The organism is Cellulomonas soli (assembly GCF_052036975.1).
Classification (GTDB): domain Bacteria; phylum Actinomycetota; class Actinomycetes; order Actinomycetales; family Cellulomonadaceae; genus Cellulomonas; species Cellulomonas soli_A.
In genome coordinates this window covers 47088-65312 of the sequence record NZ_JBQIAR010000015.1, presented here as the reverse complement: position 1 = coordinate 65312, position 18225 = coordinate 47088, and the positions used below count along the sequence as shown (strand labels likewise).

Here is an 18225-nt window from a genome sequence, read left to right as displayed (position 1 = left end):
AGAGGACTAGTCCCCATGGGAATCCGTAAGTACAAGCCGACGACGCCGGGCCGTCGTGGCTCGTCGGTCGCCGACTTCGTCGAGATCACGCGCTCGCAGCCGGAGAAGTCGCTCGTGCGCCCGCTGCACAAGACGGGTGGACGCAACTCCACCGGTCGTGTGACGACCCGCCACCAGGGTGGCGGTCACAAGCGTGCGTACCGCGTCATCGACTTCCGTCGCCACGACAAGGACGGTGTGCCGGCCAAGGTCGCGCACATCGAGTACGACCCCAACCGCACGGCGCGCATCGCGCTCCTGCACTACGCGGACGGCGAGAAGCGCTACATCATCGCGCCGAACAAGTTGTCGCAGGGCGATGTCGTCGAGGCCGGTGCCGGTGCCGACATCAAGCCGGGCAACAACCTGCCGCTGCGCAACATCCCGACCGGTACGGTCATCCACGCCATCGAGCTCAAGCCCGGTGGCGGCGCGAAGATCGCCCGTTCGGCCGGCGCATCGGTGCAGCTCGTCGCCAAGGACGGCCCCTACGCCCAGCTGCGTATGCCGTCCGGCGAGATCCGCAACGTCGACCTGCGCTGCCGCGCGACGATCGGCGAGGTCGGCAACGCCGAGCAGTCGAACATCAACTGGGGCAAGGCCGGACGCATGCGCTGGAAGGGCAAGCGTCCGACCGTCCGCGGTGTCGCGATGAACCCGATCGACCACCCGCACGGTGGTGGTGAGGGCAAGACCTCCGGTGGTCGCCACCCGGTCAGCCCGTGGGGTCAGCCTGAGGGCCGTACCCGTCGTCCGAACAAGCCGAGCGACAAGCTCATCGTGCGCCGTCGGCGCACCGGCAAGAAGCGCTGATAGGAGCCTGAGATGCCACGCAGCCTGAAGAAGGGCCCGTTCGTCGACGGTCACCTGCAGAAGAAGGTCGACGTCCAGAACGAGGCAGGGACCAAGAACGTCATCAAGACGTGGTCGCGTCGTTCGGTCATCACGCCGGACTTCCTCGGTCACACGTTCGCCGTGCACGACGGTCGCAAGCACGCCCCGGTGTTCGTCACCGAGTCGATGGTCGGCCACAAGCTCGGCGAGTTCGCCCCCACGCGGACCTTCCGCGGCCACGAGAAGGACGACCGGAAGGGTCGTCGCCGCTGACCTCGGTCAGCTGGTGACGTCTTTCCGGCACAAGACAGAAGGCAGGACAGCAATGGAAGCCAAGGCGAAGGCGCGGTTCGTCCGCGTCACGCCCCAGAAGGCCCGGCGCGTCGTGGACCTCATCCGTGGCAAGCAGGCCGGCGAGGCCGTGGCGGTGCTGAAGTTCGCACCGCAGGCCGCGGGGGAGACCGTCCTCAAGGTCGTCGAGTCGGCGATCGCGAACGCTCGTGAGACTGCCAAGCGCAGCAACGAGCGTCTGGACGAGCAGGACCTCTACATCTCTGAGGTCTTCGTCGACGAGGGCCCGACGATGAAGCGGTTCCGTCCGCGCGCGCAGGGTCGCGCCGGTCGGATCCTCAAGCGTACGAGCCACATCACGGTCGTCGTCGCAGCACGCGACAAGGCCGCCACCAAGGGAGGGAACCGCTAGTGGGACAGAAGGTCAACCCGCTCGGGTACCGCCTGGGCATCACGACCGACCACCGTTCGCGCTGGTTCGCCGACTCGACCAAGCCGGGTCAGCGGTACCGCGACTACGTCCGCGAGGACGTGCAGATCCGCAAGCTCATGGGCACGGGTCTGGAGCGCGCGGGCATCGCGAAGGTCGAGATCGAGCGCACGCGTGACCGCGTCCGCGTCGACATCCACACCGCCCGCCCGGGCATCGTCATCGGGCGTCGTGGTGCGGAGGCCGACCGGATTCGCGGCGAGCTCGAGAAGCTCACGGGCAAGCAGGTCCAGCTGAACATCCTCGAGGTCAAGAACGCCGAGATCGAGGCTCAGCTGGTCGCCCAGGGCATCGCCGAGCAGCTCGCGAGCCGCGTGTCGTTCCGTCGTGCCATGCGCAAGGGCATCCAGTCGGCGCAGCGCGCCGGCGCCAAGGGCATCCGCGTGCAGGTCTCCGGCCGCCTCGGCGGTGCGGAGATGAGCCGCACGGAGTTCTACCGCGAGGGTCGCGTGCCGCTGCACACGCTCCGCGCCAACATCGACTACGGCTTCTTCGAGGCCCGCACGACCTTCGGGCGCATCGGCGTCAAGGTGTGGGTCTACAAGGGCGACATGACCGAGAAGGAGTTCGCCCGCGAGCAGGCGAGCCAGGCCCCGCGCCCGGCCCGTGGCCCGCGCGGTGACCGTCCTGAGCGCGGTGGCGACCGCGGCCCGCGTACTGCGGGTCGTCGCCCCGAGCGGTCCGACGCCCCGGCAGAGGCCACCGCGCCCGAAGCGGCTCCGGCCGCCGAGGCTGCGACCGAGACCGGAACGGAGGCCTGAGCCGTGCTGATCCCGCGCAGGCTGAAGCACCGCAAGCAGCACCACCCCGGGCGTTCCGGCGCCGCGACCGGTGGTACGTCGATCACCTTCGGTGAGTTCGGCATCCAGGCTCTCGAGCCTGCGTATGTCACGAACCGGCAGATCGAGGCTGCTCGTATCGCCATGACCCGCCACATCAAGCGTGGAGGGAAGGTCTGGATCAACATCTACCCGGACCGCCCCCTCACGAAGAAGCCCGCCGAGACCCGCATGGGTTCCGGCAAGGGCTCGCCCGAGTGGTGGATCGCCAACGTCAAGCCCGGTCGAGTGATGTTCGAGCTCGCCGGCGTCCCGGAGCCGCTGGCTCGCGAGGCCATGCGCCGCGCACAGCACAAGCTCCCGATGAAGACCCGTTTCGTGGTTCGCGAGGGTGGTAACTGATGGCTATCGGAACCAAGGATCTGGCTCCCAGCGAGCTGGACGCCTTCGACGACGAGAAGCTGGTCGCCGAGCTGAAGAAGGCCAAGGAGGAGCTGTTCAACCTCCGCTTCCAGTCGGCGACGGGCCAGCTCGAGAGCCACGGGCGTCTGAAGGCCGTGCGCAAGGACATCGCCCGGATCTACACGATCCTGCGCGAGCGCGAGCTCGGCATCCGTACCGCCCCGAGCGCGAGCGAGTGAGGTCACGATGAGCGCCAACGAGAAGAACGCGGAGACCACCACCGCGGTCACCGAAGCACGTCCGTACCGCAAGACGCGGCGCGGCTACGTGGTCAGCGACAAGATGGACAAGACCGTCGTGGTCGAGGTCGAGGACCGGGTCAAGCACCCGCTCTACGGCAAGGTCATCCGTCGCAGCAGCAAGATCAAGGCCCACGACGAGCAGAACAGCGCCGGCATCGGCGACCTGGTCGTCATCATGGAGACCCGGCCGCTGTCGGCCACCAAGCGGTGGCGTCTGGTCGAGATCCTCGAGAAGGCCAAGTAAGCAGCAGTACCCCCAGTTGCCCACGGGCGTGGGTGCCGGTCCGGTCAGGCTCGCGAGAACCTGCCGGCCGGCGCCCACGCGACGTGTGCATCACGGCAACTATCCGTTCGGCCAGGCTCACGCCCCGGCGTGAGAACCCGCCAGACGACAGGAGCAACAGATGATTCAGCAGGAGTCGCGACTTCGTGTCGCCGACAACACGGGTGCCAAGGAGATCCTTTGCATCCGTGTGCTCGGCGGCTCCGGCCGTCGCTACGCCGGGATCGGTGACGTGATCGTCGCCACCGTGAAGGACGCCATCCCCGGCGGCAACGTCAAGAAGGGCGACGTCGTCAAGGCAGTCGTCGTGCGCACCCGCAAGGAGCGCCGGCGTCCCGACGGCTCGTACATCAAGTTCGACGAGAACGCCGCGGTCATCCTCAAGAACGACGGTGAGCCCCGCGGGACCCGCATCTTCGGTCCGGTCGGTCGCGAGCTGCGCGACAAGAAGTTCATGAAGATCATCTCGCTGGCTCCGGAGGTGCTCTGACCATGGCGAAGATCAAGAAGGGCGACCTCGTCGTCGTCATCTCGGGTCGGGACAAGGGCCTGCAGGGCCGTGTCCTCGAGGTGCTCGTCGAGTCCCAGCGTGTCGTGGTGGAGGGTGTCCAGCGCGTGCAGAAGCACGTCAAGGCCGGCCAGACCGCCCGCGGCACCCGGACCGGCGGCATCGAGACCGTCGAGGCCCCCATCCACATCAGCAACGTGATGCTCGTGGACCCGGAGACCAAGAAGGGCACCCGGGTCGGCTACCGCACCGAGCAGGTCGAGCGTGACGGCCGCACCCGGACGGTTCGCGTCCGCGTCGCCAAGCGCTCCGGTAAGGACATCTGATGAGCGAGATCACCGCACCGGCGCTGCCGCGCCTGAAGTCCAAGTACAACGACGAGATCCGTGCCGCGCTCCGCGAGGAGTTCGGCCACGAGAACATCAACCAGGTCGCGCGCCTGGTGAAGGTCGTCGTGAACATGGGTGTCGGAGAGGCCGCCAAGGACTCCAAGCTCATCGAGGGTGCGATCCGCGACCTGACCCAGATCACGGGTCAGAAGCCGCAGGTCACCAAGGCTCGCAAGTCGATCGCCCAGTTCAAGCTGCGTGAGGGCATGCCGATCGGCGCGCACGTCACGCTGCGTGGCGACCGTGCCTGGGAGTTCCTCGACCGTCTGCTCTCGACGGCTCTGCCCCGCATCCGTGACTTCCGTGGCCTCTCGCCGCAGCAGTTCGACGGCAACGGGAACTACACCTTCGGCCTCGTGGAGCAGTCCGTGTTCCACGAGATCGACCAGGACAAGATCGACCGGGTTCGCGGCATGGACATCACCGTCGTGACCACGGCCGGCACCGACGCTGAGGGACGCGCGTTCCTCAAGCTCCTCGGCTTCCCCTTCAAGGAGAACTGACATGGCGAAGACCGCCCTGATCAACAAGGCCGCGGCCAAGCCGAAGTTCGGTGTCCGCGCCTACACCCGGTGCCAGCGTTGCGGTCGTCCGCACTCGGTGTACCGCAAGTTCGGCCTGTGCCGTATCTGCGTGCGCGAGATGGCTCACCGCGGTGAGCTGCCCGGCGTGACCAAGAGCAGCTGGTAACACCCACACGACCGTCGGTAGGTCCCTCCCCGCACTGTGCGGGGAGGGATACCCCGGCGAGGAAGGGCTGACGCCCGATGACCATGACCGACCCGATCGCAGACTTCCTGACGCGTCTGCGCAACGCGAACTCGGCGCACCACGACCAGGTGACGATCCCGTTCTCGAAGCTCAAGTCGCACATCGCGGAGATCCTCCAGGCCGAGGGTTACATCGCGGGCTGGACGGTGGAGGACGCCCCTGTGGGCAAGAACCTCGTCGTCACGCTGAAGTACGGCCCGAACCGCGAGCGTGCGCTCGCCGGCATCAAGCGCGTGTCCAAGCCGGGCCTGCGCGTGTACGCCAAGTCGACCAACCTGCCGAAGGTGCTCGGCGGCCTGGGTGTGGCGATCCTGTCCACGTCCTCCGGCCTCCTGACCGACAAGCAGGCCGCCAAGAAGGGCGTGGGTGGGGAAGTCCTCGCCTACGTCTGGTAATCCCGAGACGAGAGGAGAACAGCCATGTCCCGAATCGGCAGGATCCCCGTCCCGGTGCCGGCCGGCGTCGACGTCACCATCGACGGCGCGCTCGTGACGGTCAAGGGCCCCAAGGGCACTCTGACGCACACGATCCCCACGCCCATCGCGGTCACCCGTGACGAGACGGGGGCCCTCGCGGTCACCCGTCCCGACGACGAGCGCGCCTCGCGTTCGCTGCACGGCCTGACCCGCACGCTCCTGGCCAACCTGGTCACGGGTGTCACCGAGGGCTACACCAAGAAGCTCGAGATCGTCGGCACCGGTTACCGCGTGACGGCGAAGGGCACGGACCTCGAGTTCGCGCTCGGCTTCAGCCACCCGGTCGTCGTGAGCGCCCCCGAGGGCATCACGTTCGCAGTCGAGGGCCCGACCAAGTTCTCGGTCCAGGGCATCGACAAGCAGCAGGTCGGCGAGGTCGCAGCGAACATCCGCAAGATCCGCAAGCCCGAGCCCTACAAGGGCAAGGGTGTGCGGTACGCGGGCGAGAACGTGCGCCGCAAGGTCGGAAAGGCTGGGAAGTAAGCCATGGCGATCAGCATCAAGGGCAAGGGCAAGTCCATCGCCCGCAAGCGTCGTCACCTGCGCCTGCGCAAGAAGGTCCAGGGCTCCGCGGTTCGTCCGCGCCTGGTCGTGACCCGGTCCGCCCGGCACATCACGGCTCAGGTCGTCGACGACAGCATCGGGCAGACCGTGGCGTCGGCGTCGACGCTCGAGGCGGACCTGCGGGCACTCGAGGGCGACAAGTCGGCGAAGGCCCGCAAGGTCGGCGAGCTCGTCGCTGCGCGTGCCAAGGCTGCCGGCATCGACTCGGTCGTCTTCGACCGCGGCGGCAACAAGTACCACGGCCGGGTGGCCGCGGTGGCCGACGGTGCCCGCGAGGGTGGTCTGGCGCTGTGACGACGACGAACTCCGCACTGAAGAAGAGGACTCACTGATGGCTGCTCCTCAGCGCAGCAACACCGGTGCCGCCCAGGGCGGCACCGGCGGCGACCGCCGCGACGGCGGCCGTCGTGACGGCGGGCGGCGCGGCGACGCCGCCGAGAAGAGCGCGTTCGTCGAGCGCGTCGTGACGATCAACCGCGTGGCCAAGGTCGTCAAGGGTGGTCGTCGGTTCAGCTTCACCGCGCTGGTCGTGGTGGGCGACGCCGACGGCACCGTGGGTGTCGGCTACGGCAAGGCCAAGGAGGTGCCCGCGGCGATCGCCAAGGGTGTGGAGGAGGCGAAGAAGAACTTCTTCCGCGTCCCGCGCATCCAGGGCACCATCCCTCACCCCATCCAGGGTGAGGCCGCTGCCGGTGTCGTCTTCCTGCGTCCGGCCTCGCCGGGTACCGGTGTGATCGCCGGTGGTCCGGTCCGCGCCGTGCTGGAGTGCGCCGGGATCCACGACGTGCTGAGCAAGTCGCTCGGCTCGTCCAACGCGATCAACATCGTGCACGCCACCGTCGCGGCCCTGCGTGGCCTCGAGCAGCCGGAGGCCGTGGCCGCGCGCCGTGGCCTTCCGGTCGAGCACGTCGTCCCGGCCGCGCTGCTGCGCGCCCAGGCGGCGGGCCAGGCTGCGGCTGCGGCAGCGAAGGTGGGTGCGTGATGGCCCGTCTGAAGGTGACCCAGACCAAGTCCGCCATCGGCGGCAAGCAGAACCAGCGCGACACGCTGCGCACCCTGGGCCTCAAGCGGATCGGCGACGTCGTCGTCAAGGAGGACCGTCCTGAGATCCGCGGCATGGTCAAGACGGTGACGCACCTTGTCGCGGTCGAGGAGGTCGAGTGACCATGGCCGACGAGAAGAAGGTCGAGGAGGCCGCCGAGGTCAAGGCCCCGGCGAAGAAGGCCCCCGCCAAGAAGGCCGCCGCTACGGCCGAGGCAGCCGAGGCTGCTCCGGCCAAGAAGGCTCCGGCCAAGAAGGCGACCACGGCGAAGGCCGAGGCCGCTCCGAAGAAGGCTGCGAAGTCGGAGGCGGCCCAGAAGGCCGCCGAGGCCGCCGCCGTTCCGGGCGCCGGTGGCACCCTCAAGGTGCACCACCTGCGTCCGGCCCCCGGCGCCAAGACCGCCAAGACCCGCGTGGGTCGTGGTGAGGCGTCGAAGGGTAAGACGGCCGGCCGTGGCACCAAGGGCACCAAGGCCCGCTACCAGGTGCCGGACCGCTTCGAGGGTGGGCAGATGCCGCTGCACATGCGGCTGCCCAAGCTCCGCGGCTTCAAGAACCCGTTCCGTGTCGAGTACCAGGTCGTCAACCTGGACAAGCTCTCGGCGCTGTACCCGGACGGCGGCGACGTGACTGTCGCCGACCTGGTCGCGAAGGGCGCCGTCCGCAAGGGCGAGCCCGTCAAGGTGCTCGGCACCGGCGAGCTGACGGTCAAGGTCTCCGTCGCGGTGGACGCGTACTCCGCGTCCGCGAAGGAAAAGATCGTGGCTGCCGGCGGGAGCGTCGCGCAGGACTGATCCAAGGACGGGGCCGGTGGGGCACAGTTCCCACCGGCCCCTTTCCGTCTCTCACCGGCCATCCGTTATGGTTCGGCGGGGCCCGCCACCGTGCGGGACGAACTGACCGGGACGCGCCGGTCGAACGAGATGCCGCTGCGGCGGCCCAGGAGGACAGGTGCTCAGCGCATTCGTGCGGGCGTTCCGGACGCCCGACCTGCGGCGCAAGCTGCTCTTCACGATCGGCATCATGGTCGTGTTCCGCTTCGGCTCCTTCCTGCCGACGCCGGGCGTCTCCTACCCGAACGTGCAGACGTGTATCGACGAGTCGGCGAACAACGACCTGCTCGGGCTGGTGAACCTGTTCAGCGGCGGTGCGCTGCTCCAGCTGTCCGTCTTCGCGCTGGGGATCATGCCGTACATCACGGCGAGCATCATCATCCAGCTGCTGCGTGTAGTGATCCCCAAGTTCGAGGAGCTGCACAAGGAGGGCCAGTCGGGTACTGCCCGGCTGACCCAGTACACGCGTTACCTCACGATCGCCCTGGCCGTGCTGCAGTCGACGACCATCATCACCGTCGCGCGCTCCGGCCAGCTGTTCACCGGGTGCTCCGTGGACGTCATCCCGGACGACAACTGGATGACGCTGGTCATCATGGTGCTCACGATGACCGCCGGCACCGGGCTGATCATGTGGCTCGGCGAGCTCATCACGGAGCGCGGCGTCGGCAACGGCATGTCGCTGCTGATCTTCACCTCGATCGCGGCCTCGTTCCCGACGGCCATGTGGTCGATCGCCGGCGGCGCCAACGGCGCCATGAAGTTCACCGTGGTGCTGGCGATCATCGTGCTCGTCATCGCGCTGGTGGTCTTCGTCGAGCAGTCGCAGCGCCGCGTGCCCGTGCAGTACGCCAAGCGCATGGTCGGTCGCAAGATGTACGGCGGCTCGAGCACCTACATCCCGATCAAGATCAACATGGCCGGTGTCATCCCGGTGATCTTCGCCTCGTCGCTGCTGGCCGTCCCCGGCCTGATCGCGCAGTTCGCCGACCAGACGGCCGGCTGGGTGATCTGGGTGCAGCGGTACCTGGTGAGCCAGAGCTCGCCGCTGCACATCGCGCTCTACGTGCTGCTGATCATCTTCTTCTGCTACTTCTACACGGCGATCACGTTCAACCCGGACGAGGTCGCGGACAACATGAAGAAGTACGGCGGCTTCATCCCCGGGATCCGCGCCGGTCGTCCTACGGCCGAGTACCTCGACTACGTGATCTCTCGGATCACCGCGCCCGGGTCGATCTATCTGGCTCTGGTAGCCCTCATCCCCACCATCACGTTCCTCGTGCTGGGCGTCGGTCAGAACATCCCGTTCGGTGGCTCGTCGATCCTCATCGTCGTCGGTGTGGGTCTGGAGACGGTCAAGCAGATCGAGTCCCAGCTGCAGCAGCGGCACTACGAAGGGTTCTTGCGTTGAGCGCACGTCTCGTCCTCCTCGGGCCTCCCGGAGCAGGCAAGGGCACCCAGGCGGCCCGTCTGGCCGAGCGGCTTGCCGTCCCCGCGATCTCCACGGGCGACATCTTCCGCGCGAACATCAAGGGCGGCACCGAGCTGGGCCGCACCGCGCAGGCGTACACGGCGCGCGGCGAGCTGGTCCCGGACTCCGTGACCAACGCGATGGTGCAGGACCGCCTGGCGCAGGCGGACGCCGCCGAGGGCTTCCTGCTCGACGGCTACCCGCGCAACGTGGCCCAGGTCGCCGAGCTGGACGCGATCCTCGCGGCGGCTGGGCTGGCGCTGGACCTCGCCCTCGAGATCACGGCCGACCCGGCAGCGGTCACCGACCGGCTGCTCAAGCGGGCGGCGATCGAGGGCCGTGAGGACGACACGGAGGACGTGATCCGTCACCGGCTCGGTGTCTACGCCGAGCAGACGGCTCCGATCTCTCAGGTCTACGCCGCGCGGGGCCTGCTGGTGCAGGTCGACGGCATCGGCGCCATGGACGAGGTCACCGAGCGACTGCTCGCGGCGATCGAGCGTGCCGCCGGCTGAGCCGGCGGTGGTCATCGCATGAGATTCGGACGCGAGCGGATCGAGTACAAGACCCCGGAGCAGGTGCTGCGCATGCGCGTGGCGGGTCTGGTCGTGGCGCAGGCGCTCGATGCGGTGCGGGAGCAGGTCGCGCCCGGACGGACGACGGCCGACCTGGACGCCGTCGCGGCCGCGGTCATCGAGGGTGCCGGTGCCACGCCCTCGTTCCTCGGGTACCACGGATACCCGGCGACGCTGTGCGTCTCGGTGAACGACGAGATCGTGCACGGCATCCCCGGACCGCGGGTGCTCGCGCCCGGGGACGTCGTGTCGATCGACTGCGGTGCGATCGTGGACGGCTGGCACGGGGACTCGGCCATCACCGTGGTGCTCGACGCCCCGGGTGGCGCCGACCCGCACGACCTGGCCCTGGCCCGCGTGACCGAGGACGCCCTGTGGGCCGGGATCGCGGCGCTGGCCACGGGGGAGCGCATCGGTGATGTCGGGGAGGCCGTCGAGGACGTGGTCGACGGCGCCCTCGCCGAAGGGCTCAACGACGGGCACCGCTACGGCATCGTGGAGGAGTACGTCGGCCACGGCATCGGCAGTGCCATGCACCTGCCGCCCGACGTCCCGAACTACCGCACGCGTGACCGTGGTGCGCGCCTGCGCCCGGGGTTGTGCGTCGCGGTCGAGCCGATGCTCGTGCGCGGCTCGCGCCTGACCCAGGTGCTCGAGGACGACTGGACCGTCGTGACGAACGACGGGTCCCGCGCATCGCACTGGGAGCACACGGTCGCGATCGGGGAGCACGGCATCTGGGTGCTCACGGCACAGGACGGCGGGGCCGCACGGCTCGCCGCACTCGGGGTGACGGTCGCACCGCTCGACTGACGTCCCGCCGGCCTGCCTTCCGCGCTCGCTGCGTCCGAACGGGTGACGAGAGAATCTCTGCAGGTCAACGAGCCTGTTTCGACCATGAGCGCCCGAAATGTCCGATATGGTGCCACTTCAGCGGGAACGAACCCGCTGCGGGCCGGGGGAGCGGGGCCCTGTGCGGTGACGCGCGGGAGGCCGCGGGTCCGCGTCCCTCGGCAGGCGCCTGACGGCTCGCGTCTGCCCGCATCGATGGGTGGACCATGCTGCGTAGTGCTCGTCACGGAAGCTCTCTCGCGCGCCACGGCGTGCTCGCCGCGGTGGCTCTCGCCTCCGGAGTGGTGATGGTTGCTGGTCTGTCGACCGGCGCATCGGCCACGGACCGGGGAGGGCCGCAGGGCGGCGGCCACGGTGGCTTCTCGCATCCGCAGGCGGCGGCGCGGGGTGCCGAGGACCTGGCGGTCGGCCTGTACGTGTACCTCAAGCAGGACCCCTCGCAGCACGCCAACTGGGAGAACTCGACCCAGCAGTACCTCGTGCGCGCCTGGGTCGGCGACGAGTACGGCAGTGTGACCGTCGAGGAGGCGCAGGCGGCTGTCGAGGCGGCGGGGCTTGAGGTGTGCGGGCCCGGTGAGTGGGGCGTGCAGCAGGACAAGATCATCGGCGGCGTCGAGGTGTTCACCGACAACCCGGCCCCGAGCTATCCGAAGTCCTGGATCGGCTGGGTGAAGGCCGGCGGGAACATCTACGAGGCGGCCCACTGGAACTTGGACGATATGGTCGAGGTCCCCGAGTGCGGTGCCCAGTCGCCGACCCCGGTGCCCACCCAGACAGCCCCGGTCCCGGCTCCGACAGCGCCGCCCGTGACGGTTCCGACCGAGGGTCCGACGCCGACTCCCACGACGCCGGTCACCGTGGTGCAGCCGGCACCGGAGGTGTCTCCGAGTGCGACGCCGGTCGTCACCCCGGCCCCCTCGAGCTCGCCGACGGCGGGCGTGGTGACGGTGGTGCTTCCCGCACCGAGCTCGGTAGAGACCAAGGCGCCCGAGGTCGTGACCGAGGTGCTCGCGGCAGGGCCGTCTGGCACGGTGGCCGGCGCGCAGCTCGCATCGACCGGTGCTGCGCCCGTGGCGGGCGCGATCGCGGCGGTCCTGCTCCTCGCAGGAGGTGGGGTCCTGCTCGTCCTGCGGCGCCGCGGGGCAGCTCGCTGACCCTGACCCGCCGGACGGCACAACGCTGACCGTGCCCGGACACGACGGCGCCCTGGAGAGCACTCTCCGGGGCGCCGTCGTGCGTGAGGGGGCCCCTGGTTCCGTGCCCGCGGGCCGTAGCGTATGATCGTCCGTTGGGTGTGTTCCCTCGGTCGTTCCCCCGTTGTCCCAAGGCCTCGTCGAGAGGTGCTGCGGCACGTCGGGTCGGTGAGGGTGCATGTCCTCCACGGACATCACGGCCTGCGGGTCGGGATGCGCCGTGGGCAGATCGTCCCGGACCGACAGTTAGCGGAGGACATGGCGAAGAAGGACGGTGTCATCGAGATCGAGGGCAGCGTGGTCGAGGCACTGCCGAACGCGATGTTTCGCGTGGAGCTCACCAACGGCCACAAGGTGCTCGCCCACATCTCGGGCAAGATGCGGCAGCACTACATCCGGATCCTCCCGGAGGACCGCGTCGTCGTCGAGCTGAGCCCGTACGACCTGTCCCGCGGTCGGATCGTCTACCGCTACAAGTAATCACCACTCGAACACGCCGTCGGATTCCGGTCTCCCGGAGAGTGCGGCGGCGGAGGAACACGCGATGAAGGTCAAGCCCAGCGTCAAGAAGATCTGCGACAAGTGCAAGGTGATCCGCCGGCACGGTCGCGTCCAGGTGATCTGCGAGAACCTGCGCCACAAGCAGCGCCAGGGCTGATGCCCTGACGCCGTGCACGTGGGTGCACGGGTCGATCAGCACCACCCGCTCTCCTGCGAGGCAGGGAGCAGCAAGCGCACCACCACTCCGTCCCTCCGAGGCCCAGGCCTCGCCCGGACGGCGAACCCCCGGTCGGAGGCCGGGGCCCGCGAGAACACGCGGGAAGGCGGTGCGGAAGACCTCCGACGCAGTACAGGAGCCACCAGGCACATGGCACGTCTCATCGGCGTCGACCTCCCCCGCGAGAAGCGGCTCGAGATCGCGCTCACCTACATCTACGGGGTCGGTCGCACGCGCGCCCAGGCGACCCTGGCCGCCACCGGCATCAGCCCGGACGTCCGCGTGAAGGACCTCGGCGACGCCGAGCTCGTCGCGCTGCGTGACTACCTCGAGGCCAACTACAAGCTCGAGGGTGACCTTCGTCGCGAGGTCGCCGCGGACATCCGCCGCAAGGTCGAGATCGGCTGCTACGAGGGCCTGCGCCACCGCCGCGGCCTCCCGGTGCGCGGTCAGCGCACCAAGACCAACGCGCGTACCCGCAAGGGCCCCAAGCGCACCGTCGCCGGCAAGAAGAAGGCCGGGCGCAAGTAGCCCCCCGCCCGGTGACGCCGCGCGCCTGAGCGCGACGCCGTCCCGGACGCCTCGCCCCGTAGACCACGAGAGAAGAAGCAGATGCCTCCCAAGTCCCGCACCGCCGTGCGCAAGCCGCGCCGCAAGGAGAAGAAGAACGTCTCCCACGGCCAGGCGCACATCAAGAGCACGTTCAACAACACGATCATCTCCATCACCGACCCGTCGGGCGCCGTGATCGCGTCGGCCTCCTCCGGCCAGGTCGGCTTCAAGGGCTCGCGCAAGTCGACCCCGTTCGCCGCGCAGCTCGCCGCCGAGGCCGCCGCGCGTCGTGCGCAGGAGCACGGCATGAAGAAGGTCGACGTCTTCGTCAAGGGCCCGGGCTCGGGTCGCGAGACGGCCATCCGTTCGCTCCAGGCGACCGGCCTCGAGGTCGGCTCGATCCAGGACGTGACGCCCCAGGCGCACAACGGCTGCCGTCCGCCGAAGCGTCGCCGCGTCTGACGACAGTCGTCCAGGACCGGTGCGGGGTCGAACCTGCACCGGTCCTGCACCCGCTCGCCGACCAGGTGGACCGAGACCGGGCCGGAACGTAGTACCTGCGGAGCGTCATATGGCGGACGCCCGCTGAGAGGAAACACACCGTGCTGATCGCACAGCGCCCCACCCTGACCGAAGAGGTCATCTCGGAGAACCGTTCGCGGTTCTCCATCGAGCCGCTCGAGCCCGGCTTCGGCTACACGCTCGGCAACTCGCTTCGCCGGACGCTGCTGTCCTCCATCCCCGGTGCCGCCGTCACGTCCATCCGGATCGACGGCGTGCTGCACGAGTTCTCCACCGTGCCCGGTGTCAAGGAGGACGTCACCGAGATCATCCTCAACATCAAGAACCTCGTCGTCTCCTCGGAGAACGACGAGCCCGTCGTGATGTACCTGCGCAAGCAGGGTGCGGGCGAGGTCTCGGCCGCCGACATCGTCCCGCCGGCCGGTGTCGAGGTGCACAACCCGGACCTGCACCTGGCGACGCTCAACGACAAGGGCAAGCTCGAGATCGAGCTGACCGTCGAGCGCGGCCGCGGCTACGTGTCCGCGAGCCAGAACAAGTCCTTCGACACCGAGATCGGCCGGATCCCGGTCGACTCGATCTACTCGCCGGTCCTCAAGGTGACCTACAAGGTCGAGGCCACGCGTGTCGAGCAGCGCACCGACTTCGACAAGCTCATCGTCGACGTCGAGACCAAGGCCGCGATCAGCCCGCGTGACGCTCTCGCGTCGGCCGGCAAGACCCTGGTCGAGCTCTTCGGGCTTGCCCGCGAGCTCAACGTCGAGGCCGAGGGCATCGAGATCGGCCCGTCCCCGACGGACGCCGCTCTCGCCGCCGACCTCGCGCTGCCGATCGAGGACCTGCAGCTGACGATCCGGTCCTACAACTGCCTCAAGCGCGAGGGCATCCACTCCGTGGGTGAGCTCGTGGCGCGGTCCGAGGCGGACCTGCTGGACATCCGGAACTTCGGCCAGAAGTCGATCACCGAGGTCAAGGAGAAGCTCGCCGAGCTCGGCCTGACGCTCAAGGACAGCCCGCTCGACTTCGACCCGACCGCCGCCGCGTACTACAGCGACGACGAGGGTGACTTCACCGAGGACGAGCAGTACTGACGCCGGGGAACGCGCTGACCCAGGTCTGACCGACCGGGGCCCGCGCGGCGCCCATCACTGGAACTCAAGGAGTACGAATCATGCCTACGCCCACCAAGGGTCCCCGGCTCGGTGGCGGACCGGCGCACGAGCGGCTGATCCTCGCGAACCTCGCGACGGCGCTGTTCGAGCACAAGCGGATCACGACGACCGAGGCCAAGGCCAAGCGCCTTCGCCCGCTCGCCGAGCGCCTCATCACGTTCGCCAAGCGCGGTGACCTGCACGCCCGTCGTCGCGTCATGACCACCGTCAGGGACAAGGGTGTCGTGCACGTGCTGTTCACCGAGATCGCCCCGGCCATGGCCGAGCGTCAGGGTGGCTACACGCGCATCACCAAGATCGGTGCCCGCAAGGGTGACAACGCGCCGATGGCCGTCATCGAGCTCGTCCTCGAGCCCGTCTCGCCCAAGCAGGCCGTCGTCAAGGAGGCCACGAAGGCCACCGCGAAGGCTGCCAAGGCCGCCCCCGTCGCCGAGCCCGTCGTCGAGGAGACGGTGGCGCCTGCTGACGAGGTCGTCGAGGACTCCACCGAGGGCGACGCCGACAAGGCCTGATCCCTCGCTCGCAGCACGCTCGAAGGCCCGGTGACCCCGTGAGGGGCGCCGGGCCTTCGGCGTGCCGGCGGTGTCGGTGCCTGGGCTCTGGCCCCGGCTGGTCCGTCGTCGGCGGTGCGCCTACGGTCGATCCATGGGCATCCCTGTCGTGCTCGTGCACGGGCTGCGCTCGTCCCGGACGATGTGGCGCTCTCAGGTCGAGGCGCTCGACCGTGCCGGACGCACCGCGCTGGCGATCGACCTGCCGGGACACGGCGCGCGCCGGGGCGAGCTCTTCACGCAGGAGGCCGCGGTGGACGCCGTCCGTCGCGGCATCGACGAGGTCGGCGGTCGGGCGCTCGTCGTCGGTCTCTCGCTCGGCGGCTACACGGGCATCGCGCACGCCGCGCGCCATCCGGCGCAGGTCGCCGGGCTGGTCGCCGCGGCCTGCTCGACCGTGCCGTGGACCCCGGTGCTGCAGGGCTGGTCCGTGGCGGCGAAGGGGATCTGCCGGCTGCCGGACTCGGGCGCGGCGTTGAACGAACGGCTGGCGCACCGGATGCTGCCACCGGCGGGAGCGGTGGACGTGGCGGCGGGCGGCTATGCACTGGACGTCGTGGTCGACGTGCTGCGGGAGGCGCGGGGTGCCGACCCGTTGGGCGACCTCGCGCGCGTGCAGGTGCCGGTCTGGCTGGTCAACGGCAGGTACGACCACTTCCGGACGCACGAGCGTCGGTTCCTGCGTGCGTGCCAGGACGGTCGGCTGGTCGTCGTGCCGGGGGCGACGCACCTGGTGAGCCTGGTCGCCCCGGAACGGTTCACCCGGGTCGTGCTGGAGGCGGCGGACCTGGTCGACGCCGGAGCACGGGAGTCTGCGACCGTGTCCTGATCGCCGTCTCCGGTGATGTCTCCTGCGCCGATCGGACCGGGTTCAGGTGGCGTCGAGCGCCCAGGCCCGGGCCCCGCCGACGATGCCGGCCTGGTTGGGCACGACGACCACGTCGTCGCCGAGCCGGCCGAGGACCTGCGGGGTGATCTGCCGGGCGTTGCCGCCACCCAGGTAGAGCCGGTCCCAGTGCACGACGGGGCGCAGGCCGTCGACGACGCGACGCACCCTCCGCGACCACAGGCCGTCGCCCAGCCGGGCGCGTTCGGGCTGACCGATGTAGGCGTCGTAGGTGACGCCCCACCGCACCGGGTGGTGCGACCACTCGAGGTGCGGGGCCAGGCGTCCCCCGTCGAACAGCGCCGAGCCCAGCCCGGTGCCGAACGTGAGCACGAGCTCGACACCGGTACCCGAGACGACCCCCGCGCCGTGCACCTCGGCGTCGTTGAGCACGAGGGTCGGCAGACCCAGGCGGGCTTCGATCGCGGCGCGGACGTCGCACCCGGACCAGGCGGCGAGCAGCGCGGGGTCGACGGCGCTGCGGGGCCCGGAGCGGGTGACGTAGTGCGGCGTGGCCACGACGACCCCGTGGCGGATCATGCCGGGCATGCCGACGGTGACGCGTCCGGCCGGTGGAAGGTCCTGGGCGATCGCCGCGATGGTGTCGACGAGGCGCGAGGGCGGCAAGGGGTACGGCGTGGGCACCCGCACCGCCGGGGCGTGCAGGGTGCCGGCCGCGTCGAGCACGGACGCCTTGATGCCGCCGCCGCCGCAGTCGACGGAGAGCGTGAACGGGTCCGGTGTGGGCGTCGGCACGCCGCCACGGTAGTCCCGGGCGGCTAGCGTGGTCGCCCGTGAGTGACGACCCCGCCCTGACCTCCCCGCCCGGAACCGTCCGGTTGCGTCTCGACCTGGCCTACGACGGCACGGCGTTCGCCGGGTGGGCACGTCAGCCGGCACTGCGGTCGGTGCAGGGTGTGCTGGAGGACGCGCTGGCGACGGTGCTGCGTTCGGCGCACCGGGGCGAGGCCCTGCCACGGGTGACGGTCGCGGGCCGCACCGATGCGGGGGTGCACGCGCGGGGGCAGGTGGCCCACGTGGACGTGGTGGCCGAGGCGCTCGCGGCCACCCCCGGGCGGTCGGACAGGGAGCCGACGGACGCGCTGCTGACGCGGCTGGCGGGCGTTCTGCCCGCCGATGTCGTCGTGCACCGCGTCTCGCCGGCGCCTGCGGGCTTCGACGCCCGGTTCTCCGCGCTGCGGCGTCGGTACACGTACCGCGTCTGCGACGACCCGGGCCGACGGGACCCGTTGACGCGTTCGCACGTGCTGTGGCACCGGCATCCGCTGGACGTGTGGTCGATGGACGCCGCGGCCCGTGCGCTGCTCGGTCGGCACGACTTCGCCTCGTTCTGCAAGCAGCGTGAGGGGGCGACCACGATCCGCACGCTCGAGGAGCTGACGTGGACGCGCCCGACGGACGGCGCGGACGCGGGGCTGGTGGTGGCGCACGTGCAGGCCGACGCGTTCTGCCACTCGATGGTGCGGGCGCTGGTGGGCGCGAGCCTGGCCGTGGGCGAGGGGCGTCGGGGGGTGGGCTGGCCGGCGCAGGTGCTGGCGGGTGGGCGTCGCGACCCGGCGGGGGCGGTCGTGGCGGCGCACGGGCTGACGCTCGAGCAGGTGACCTACCCGCCGGACGCGGAGCTGGCGGCACGGGCCGAGCAGACGCGGGCGCGACGGGCCGCGGACGACGTGCACCCGCTGGACGTGCCGGTCGAGGGGTGACTGC

At 69.9% G+C, this 18225-nt stretch carries 30 protein-coding genes; 29 read left to right on the top strand and 1 reads right to left on the bottom strand.

All coding sequences use genetic code 11. The annotated features are described in order from the left end of the window. The first annotated feature begins 15 nt into the window (after window positions 1-15). The 28 genes from rplB to ACTHAM_RS14685 all read left to right on the top strand — a co-directional run bounded on the left by rplB (window position 16) and on the right by ACTHAM_RS14685 (window position 16440). A complete protein-coding gene (rplB, locus tag ACTHAM_RS14820) occupies window positions 16-852 on the top strand; it encodes a 50S ribosomal protein L2 (protein ID WP_440688803.1) in 837 nt (278 codons plus the stop codon). 12 nt (window positions 853-864) lie between these two features. Then, window positions 865-1146 (top strand): 30S ribosomal protein S19, encoded by a 282-nt coding sequence (gene rpsS, locus ACTHAM_RS14815; protein WP_146951465.1) that lies wholly within the window; start codon window positions 865-867, stop codon window positions 1144-1146. Window positions 1147-1198: 52 nt separating this feature from the next. Next, window positions 1199-1576, top strand: a complete 378-nt coding sequence (gene rplV / locus ACTHAM_RS14810) for a 50S ribosomal protein L22 (protein ID WP_440688801.1) — start codon at window positions 1199-1201, stop codon at window positions 1574-1576. Next, a complete protein-coding gene (rpsC, locus tag ACTHAM_RS14805) occupies window positions 1576-2415 on the top strand; it encodes a 30S ribosomal protein S3 (protein WP_440688799.1) in 840 nt (279 codons plus the stop codon). Before rplV ends, rpsC begins: the two co-directional genes overlap by 1 nt. Before the next feature lie 3 nt (window positions 2416-2418). Beyond that, window positions 2419-2835 (top strand): 50S ribosomal protein L16, encoded by a 417-nt coding sequence (gene rplP, locus ACTHAM_RS14800; protein WP_146951462.1) that lies wholly within the window; start codon window positions 2419-2421, stop codon window positions 2833-2835. After that, window positions 2835-3074: a 50S ribosomal protein L29 gene (gene rpmC / locus ACTHAM_RS14795; protein WP_146951461.1), complete on the top strand. Its 240-nt coding sequence runs from the start codon at window positions 2835-2837 to the stop codon at window positions 3072-3074. The genes rplP and rpmC overlap by 1 nt, the downstream gene beginning before the upstream one ends. 7 nt (window positions 3075-3081) lie before the next feature. Next, complete coding sequence (gene rpsQ / locus ACTHAM_RS14790; RefSeq protein WP_440688796.1) at window positions 3082-3381, top strand: 30S ribosomal protein S17; 300 nt, start codon at window positions 3082-3084, stop codon at window positions 3379-3381. Between the two features lie 160 nt (window positions 3382-3541). Beyond that, window positions 3542-3910, top strand: a complete 369-nt coding sequence (gene rplN, locus ACTHAM_RS14785; protein ID WP_013770175.1) for a 50S ribosomal protein L14 — start codon at window positions 3542-3544, stop codon at window positions 3908-3910. Between the two features lie 2 nt (window positions 3911-3912). After that, a complete protein-coding gene (gene rplX, locus ACTHAM_RS14780; protein ID WP_440688793.1) occupies window positions 3913-4254 on the top strand; it encodes a 50S ribosomal protein L24 in 342 nt (113 codons plus the stop codon). Further along, window positions 4254-4820: a 50S ribosomal protein L5 gene (gene rplE, locus ACTHAM_RS14775; RefSeq protein ID WP_440688791.1), complete on the top strand. Its 567-nt coding sequence runs from the start codon at window positions 4254-4256 to the stop codon at window positions 4818-4820. Before rplX ends, rplE begins: the two co-directional genes overlap by 1 nt. 1 nt (window position 4821) lies before the next feature. Then, on the top strand, window positions 4822-5007 hold the full coding sequence (locus ACTHAM_RS14770; protein ID WP_146951457.1) for a type Z 30S ribosomal protein S14: 186 nt from the start codon (window positions 4822-4824) through the stop codon (window positions 5005-5007). A 77-nt stretch (window positions 5008-5084) separates the two neighbouring features. Beyond that, window positions 5085-5483 carry a 30S ribosomal protein S8 gene (gene rpsH / locus ACTHAM_RS14765; RefSeq protein ID WP_440688789.1) on the top strand — a complete coding sequence of 133 codons (399 nt, stop codon included), beginning with the start codon at window positions 5085-5087 and terminating at the stop codon, window positions 5481-5483. A 24-nt stretch (window positions 5484-5507) separates the two neighbouring features. After that, window positions 5508-6047 (top strand): 50S ribosomal protein L6, encoded by a 540-nt coding sequence (rplF, locus tag ACTHAM_RS14760; protein ID WP_440688787.1) that lies wholly within the window; start codon window positions 5508-5510, stop codon window positions 6045-6047. A gap of 3 nt (window positions 6048-6050) precedes the next feature. Then, window positions 6051-6422: a 50S ribosomal protein L18 gene (rplR, locus tag ACTHAM_RS14755; RefSeq protein WP_440688785.1), complete on the top strand. Its 372-nt coding sequence runs from the start codon at window positions 6051-6053 to the stop codon at window positions 6420-6422. A 37-nt stretch (window positions 6423-6459) separates the two neighbouring features. After that, complete coding sequence (gene rpsE, locus ACTHAM_RS14750) at window positions 6460-7110, top strand: 30S ribosomal protein S5 (protein ID WP_146951453.1); 651 nt, start codon at window positions 6460-6462, stop codon at window positions 7108-7110. After that, window positions 7110-7292 carry a 50S ribosomal protein L30 gene (gene rpmD, locus ACTHAM_RS14745; RefSeq protein ID WP_146838591.1) on the top strand — a complete coding sequence of 61 codons (183 nt, stop codon included), beginning with the start codon at window positions 7110-7112 and terminating at the stop codon, window positions 7290-7292. The genes rpsE and rpmD overlap by 1 nt, the downstream gene beginning before the upstream one ends. A gap of 2 nt (window positions 7293-7294) precedes the next feature. Beyond that, window positions 7295-7963 carry a 50S ribosomal protein L15 gene (gene rplO / locus ACTHAM_RS14740; RefSeq protein WP_440688865.1) on the top strand — a complete coding sequence of 223 codons (669 nt, stop codon included), beginning with the start codon at window positions 7295-7297 and terminating at the stop codon, window positions 7961-7963. Window positions 7964-8120: 157 nt separating this feature from the next. Next, window positions 8121-9416 (top strand): preprotein translocase subunit SecY, encoded by a 1296-nt coding sequence (secY, locus tag ACTHAM_RS14735; protein ID WP_440688782.1) that lies wholly within the window; start codon window positions 8121-8123, stop codon window positions 9414-9416. Continuing rightward, window positions 9413-9991 (top strand): adenylate kinase, encoded by a 579-nt coding sequence (locus ACTHAM_RS14730; RefSeq protein WP_440688780.1) that lies wholly within the window; start codon window positions 9413-9415, stop codon window positions 9989-9991. The genes secY and ACTHAM_RS14730 overlap by 4 nt, the downstream gene beginning before the upstream one ends. Window positions 9992-10009: 18 nt before the next feature. Continuing rightward, on the top strand, window positions 10010-10864 hold the full coding sequence (map, locus tag ACTHAM_RS14725; protein WP_440688778.1) for a type I methionyl aminopeptidase: 855 nt from the start codon (window positions 10010-10012) through the stop codon (window positions 10862-10864). A 326-nt stretch (window positions 10865-11190) separates the two neighbouring features. Beyond that, complete coding sequence (locus tag ACTHAM_RS14720) at window positions 11191-12057, top strand: hypothetical protein (RefSeq protein ID WP_440688776.1); 867 nt, start codon at window positions 11191-11193, stop codon at window positions 12055-12057. Between the two features lie 297 nt (window positions 12058-12354). Next, complete coding sequence (infA, locus tag ACTHAM_RS14715) at window positions 12355-12576, top strand: translation initiation factor IF-1 (protein WP_013770189.1); 222 nt, start codon at window positions 12355-12357, stop codon at window positions 12574-12576. A gap of 64 nt (window positions 12577-12640) precedes the next feature. After that, window positions 12641-12754 carry a 50S ribosomal protein L36 gene (rpmJ, locus tag ACTHAM_RS14710; protein WP_013117849.1) on the top strand — a complete coding sequence of 38 codons (114 nt, stop codon included), beginning with the start codon at window positions 12641-12643 and terminating at the stop codon, window positions 12752-12754. A gap of 210 nt (window positions 12755-12964) precedes the next feature. Next, window positions 12965-13345 (top strand): 30S ribosomal protein S13, encoded by a 381-nt coding sequence (gene rpsM, locus ACTHAM_RS14705; RefSeq protein WP_440688773.1) that lies wholly within the window; start codon window positions 12965-12967, stop codon window positions 13343-13345. An 81-nt stretch (window positions 13346-13426) separates the two neighbouring features. Beyond that, on the top strand, window positions 13427-13828 hold the full coding sequence (gene rpsK, locus ACTHAM_RS14700; protein ID WP_146951446.1) for a 30S ribosomal protein S11: 402 nt from the start codon (window positions 13427-13429) through the stop codon (window positions 13826-13828). Window positions 13829-13968: 140 nt separating this feature from the next. Further along, window positions 13969-14979: a DNA-directed RNA polymerase subunit alpha gene (locus ACTHAM_RS14695; protein WP_440688770.1), complete on the top strand. Its 1011-nt coding sequence runs from the start codon at window positions 13969-13971 to the stop codon at window positions 14977-14979. An 80-nt stretch (window positions 14980-15059) separates the two neighbouring features. Beyond that, on the top strand, window positions 15060-15572 hold the full coding sequence (gene rplQ, locus ACTHAM_RS14690) for a 50S ribosomal protein L17 (protein ID WP_440688768.1): 513 nt from the start codon (window positions 15060-15062) through the stop codon (window positions 15570-15572). Between the two features lie 133 nt (window positions 15573-15705). Further along, on the top strand, window positions 15706-16440 hold the full coding sequence (locus ACTHAM_RS14685; RefSeq protein ID WP_440688766.1) for an alpha/beta fold hydrolase: 735 nt from the start codon (window positions 15706-15708) through the stop codon (window positions 16438-16440). Between the two features lie 42 nt (window positions 16441-16482). Here ACTHAM_RS14685 and ACTHAM_RS14680 read toward each other — a convergent pair whose 3' ends face one another. Beyond that, window positions 16483-17253 carry an ROK family protein gene (locus tag ACTHAM_RS14680; RefSeq protein ID WP_440688764.1) on the bottom strand — a complete coding sequence of 257 codons (771 nt, stop codon included), beginning with the start codon at window positions 17251-17253 and terminating at the stop codon, window positions 16483-16485. A 38-nt stretch (window positions 17254-17291) separates the two neighbouring features. Here ACTHAM_RS14680 and truA point away from each other — a divergent pair, with 38 nt between their 5' ends. After that, the gene (gene truA / locus ACTHAM_RS14675; protein WP_440688762.1) at window positions 17292-18221 is read left to right on the top strand and encodes a tRNA pseudouridine(38-40) synthase TruA; all 930 of its coding nucleotides are present in this window, start codon (window positions 17292-17294) and stop codon (window positions 18219-18221) included. Window positions 18222-18225: the final 4 nt, after the last annotated feature.

Excerpts from the sequence above, each read along its gene's own strand:
- rplB (WP_440688803.1), top strand. The coding sequence starts at position 16 with ATGGGAATCCGTAAGTACAAGCCGACGACGCCGGGCCGTCGTGGCTCG.
- rpsS (WP_146951465.1), top strand. The coding sequence starts at position 865 with ATGCCACGCAGCCTGAAGAAGGGCCCGTTCGTCGACGGTCACCTGCAG.
- rplV (WP_440688801.1), top strand. The coding sequence starts at position 1,199 with ATGGAAGCCAAGGCGAAGGCGCGGTTCGTCCGCGTCACGCCCCAGAAG.
- rpmC (WP_146951461.1), top strand. The coding sequence starts at position 2,835 with ATGGCTATCGGAACCAAGGATCTGGCTCCCAGCGAGCTGGACGCCTTC.
- rpsQ (WP_440688796.1), top strand. The coding sequence starts at position 3,082 with ATGAGCGCCAACGAGAAGAACGCGGAGACCACCACCGCGGTCACCGAA.
- rplN (WP_013770175.1), top strand. The coding sequence starts at position 3,542 with ATGATTCAGCAGGAGTCGCGACTTCGTGTCGCCGACAACACGGGTGCC.
- rplX (WP_440688793.1), top strand. The coding sequence starts at position 3,913 with ATGGCGAAGATCAAGAAGGGCGACCTCGTCGTCGTCATCTCGGGTCGG.
- rplE (WP_440688791.1), top strand. The coding sequence starts at position 4,254 with ATGAGCGAGATCACCGCACCGGCGCTGCCGCGCCTGAAGTCCAAGTAC.
- ACTHAM_RS14770 (WP_146951457.1), top strand. The coding sequence starts at position 4,822 with ATGGCGAAGACCGCCCTGATCAACAAGGCCGCGGCCAAGCCGAAGTTC.
- rpsH (WP_440688789.1), top strand. The coding sequence starts at position 5,085 with ATGACCATGACCGACCCGATCGCAGACTTCCTGACGCGTCTGCGCAAC.
- rplF (WP_440688787.1), top strand. The coding sequence starts at position 5,508 with ATGTCCCGAATCGGCAGGATCCCCGTCCCGGTGCCGGCCGGCGTCGAC.
- rplR (WP_440688785.1), top strand. The coding sequence starts at position 6,051 with ATGGCGATCAGCATCAAGGGCAAGGGCAAGTCCATCGCCCGCAAGCGT.
- rpsE (WP_146951453.1), top strand. The coding sequence starts at position 6,460 with ATGGCTGCTCCTCAGCGCAGCAACACCGGTGCCGCCCAGGGCGGCACC.
- rpmD (WP_146838591.1), top strand. The coding sequence starts at position 7,110 with ATGGCCCGTCTGAAGGTGACCCAGACCAAGTCCGCCATCGGCGGCAAG.
- rplO (WP_440688865.1), top strand. The coding sequence starts at position 7,295 with ATGGCCGACGAGAAGAAGGTCGAGGAGGCCGCCGAGGTCAAGGCCCCG.
- map (WP_440688778.1), top strand. The coding sequence starts at position 10,010 with ATGAGATTCGGACGCGAGCGGATCGAGTACAAGACCCCGGAGCAGGTG.
- ACTHAM_RS14720 (WP_440688776.1), top strand. The coding sequence starts at position 11,191 with ATGGTTGCTGGTCTGTCGACCGGCGCATCGGCCACGGACCGGGGAGGG.
- infA (WP_013770189.1), top strand. The coding sequence starts at position 12,355 with ATGGCGAAGAAGGACGGTGTCATCGAGATCGAGGGCAGCGTGGTCGAG.
- rpmJ (WP_013117849.1), top strand. The coding sequence starts at position 12,641 with ATGAAGGTCAAGCCCAGCGTCAAGAAGATCTGCGACAAGTGCAAGGTG.
- rpsM (WP_440688773.1), top strand. The coding sequence starts at position 12,965 with ATGGCACGTCTCATCGGCGTCGACCTCCCCCGCGAGAAGCGGCTCGAG.
- rpsK (WP_146951446.1), top strand. The coding sequence starts at position 13,427 with ATGCCTCCCAAGTCCCGCACCGCCGTGCGCAAGCCGCGCCGCAAGGAG.
- rplQ (WP_440688768.1), top strand. The coding sequence starts at position 15,060 with ATGCCTACGCCCACCAAGGGTCCCCGGCTCGGTGGCGGACCGGCGCAC.
- ACTHAM_RS14685 (WP_440688766.1), top strand. The coding sequence starts at position 15,706 with ATGGGCATCCCTGTCGTGCTCGTGCACGGGCTGCGCTCGTCCCGGACG.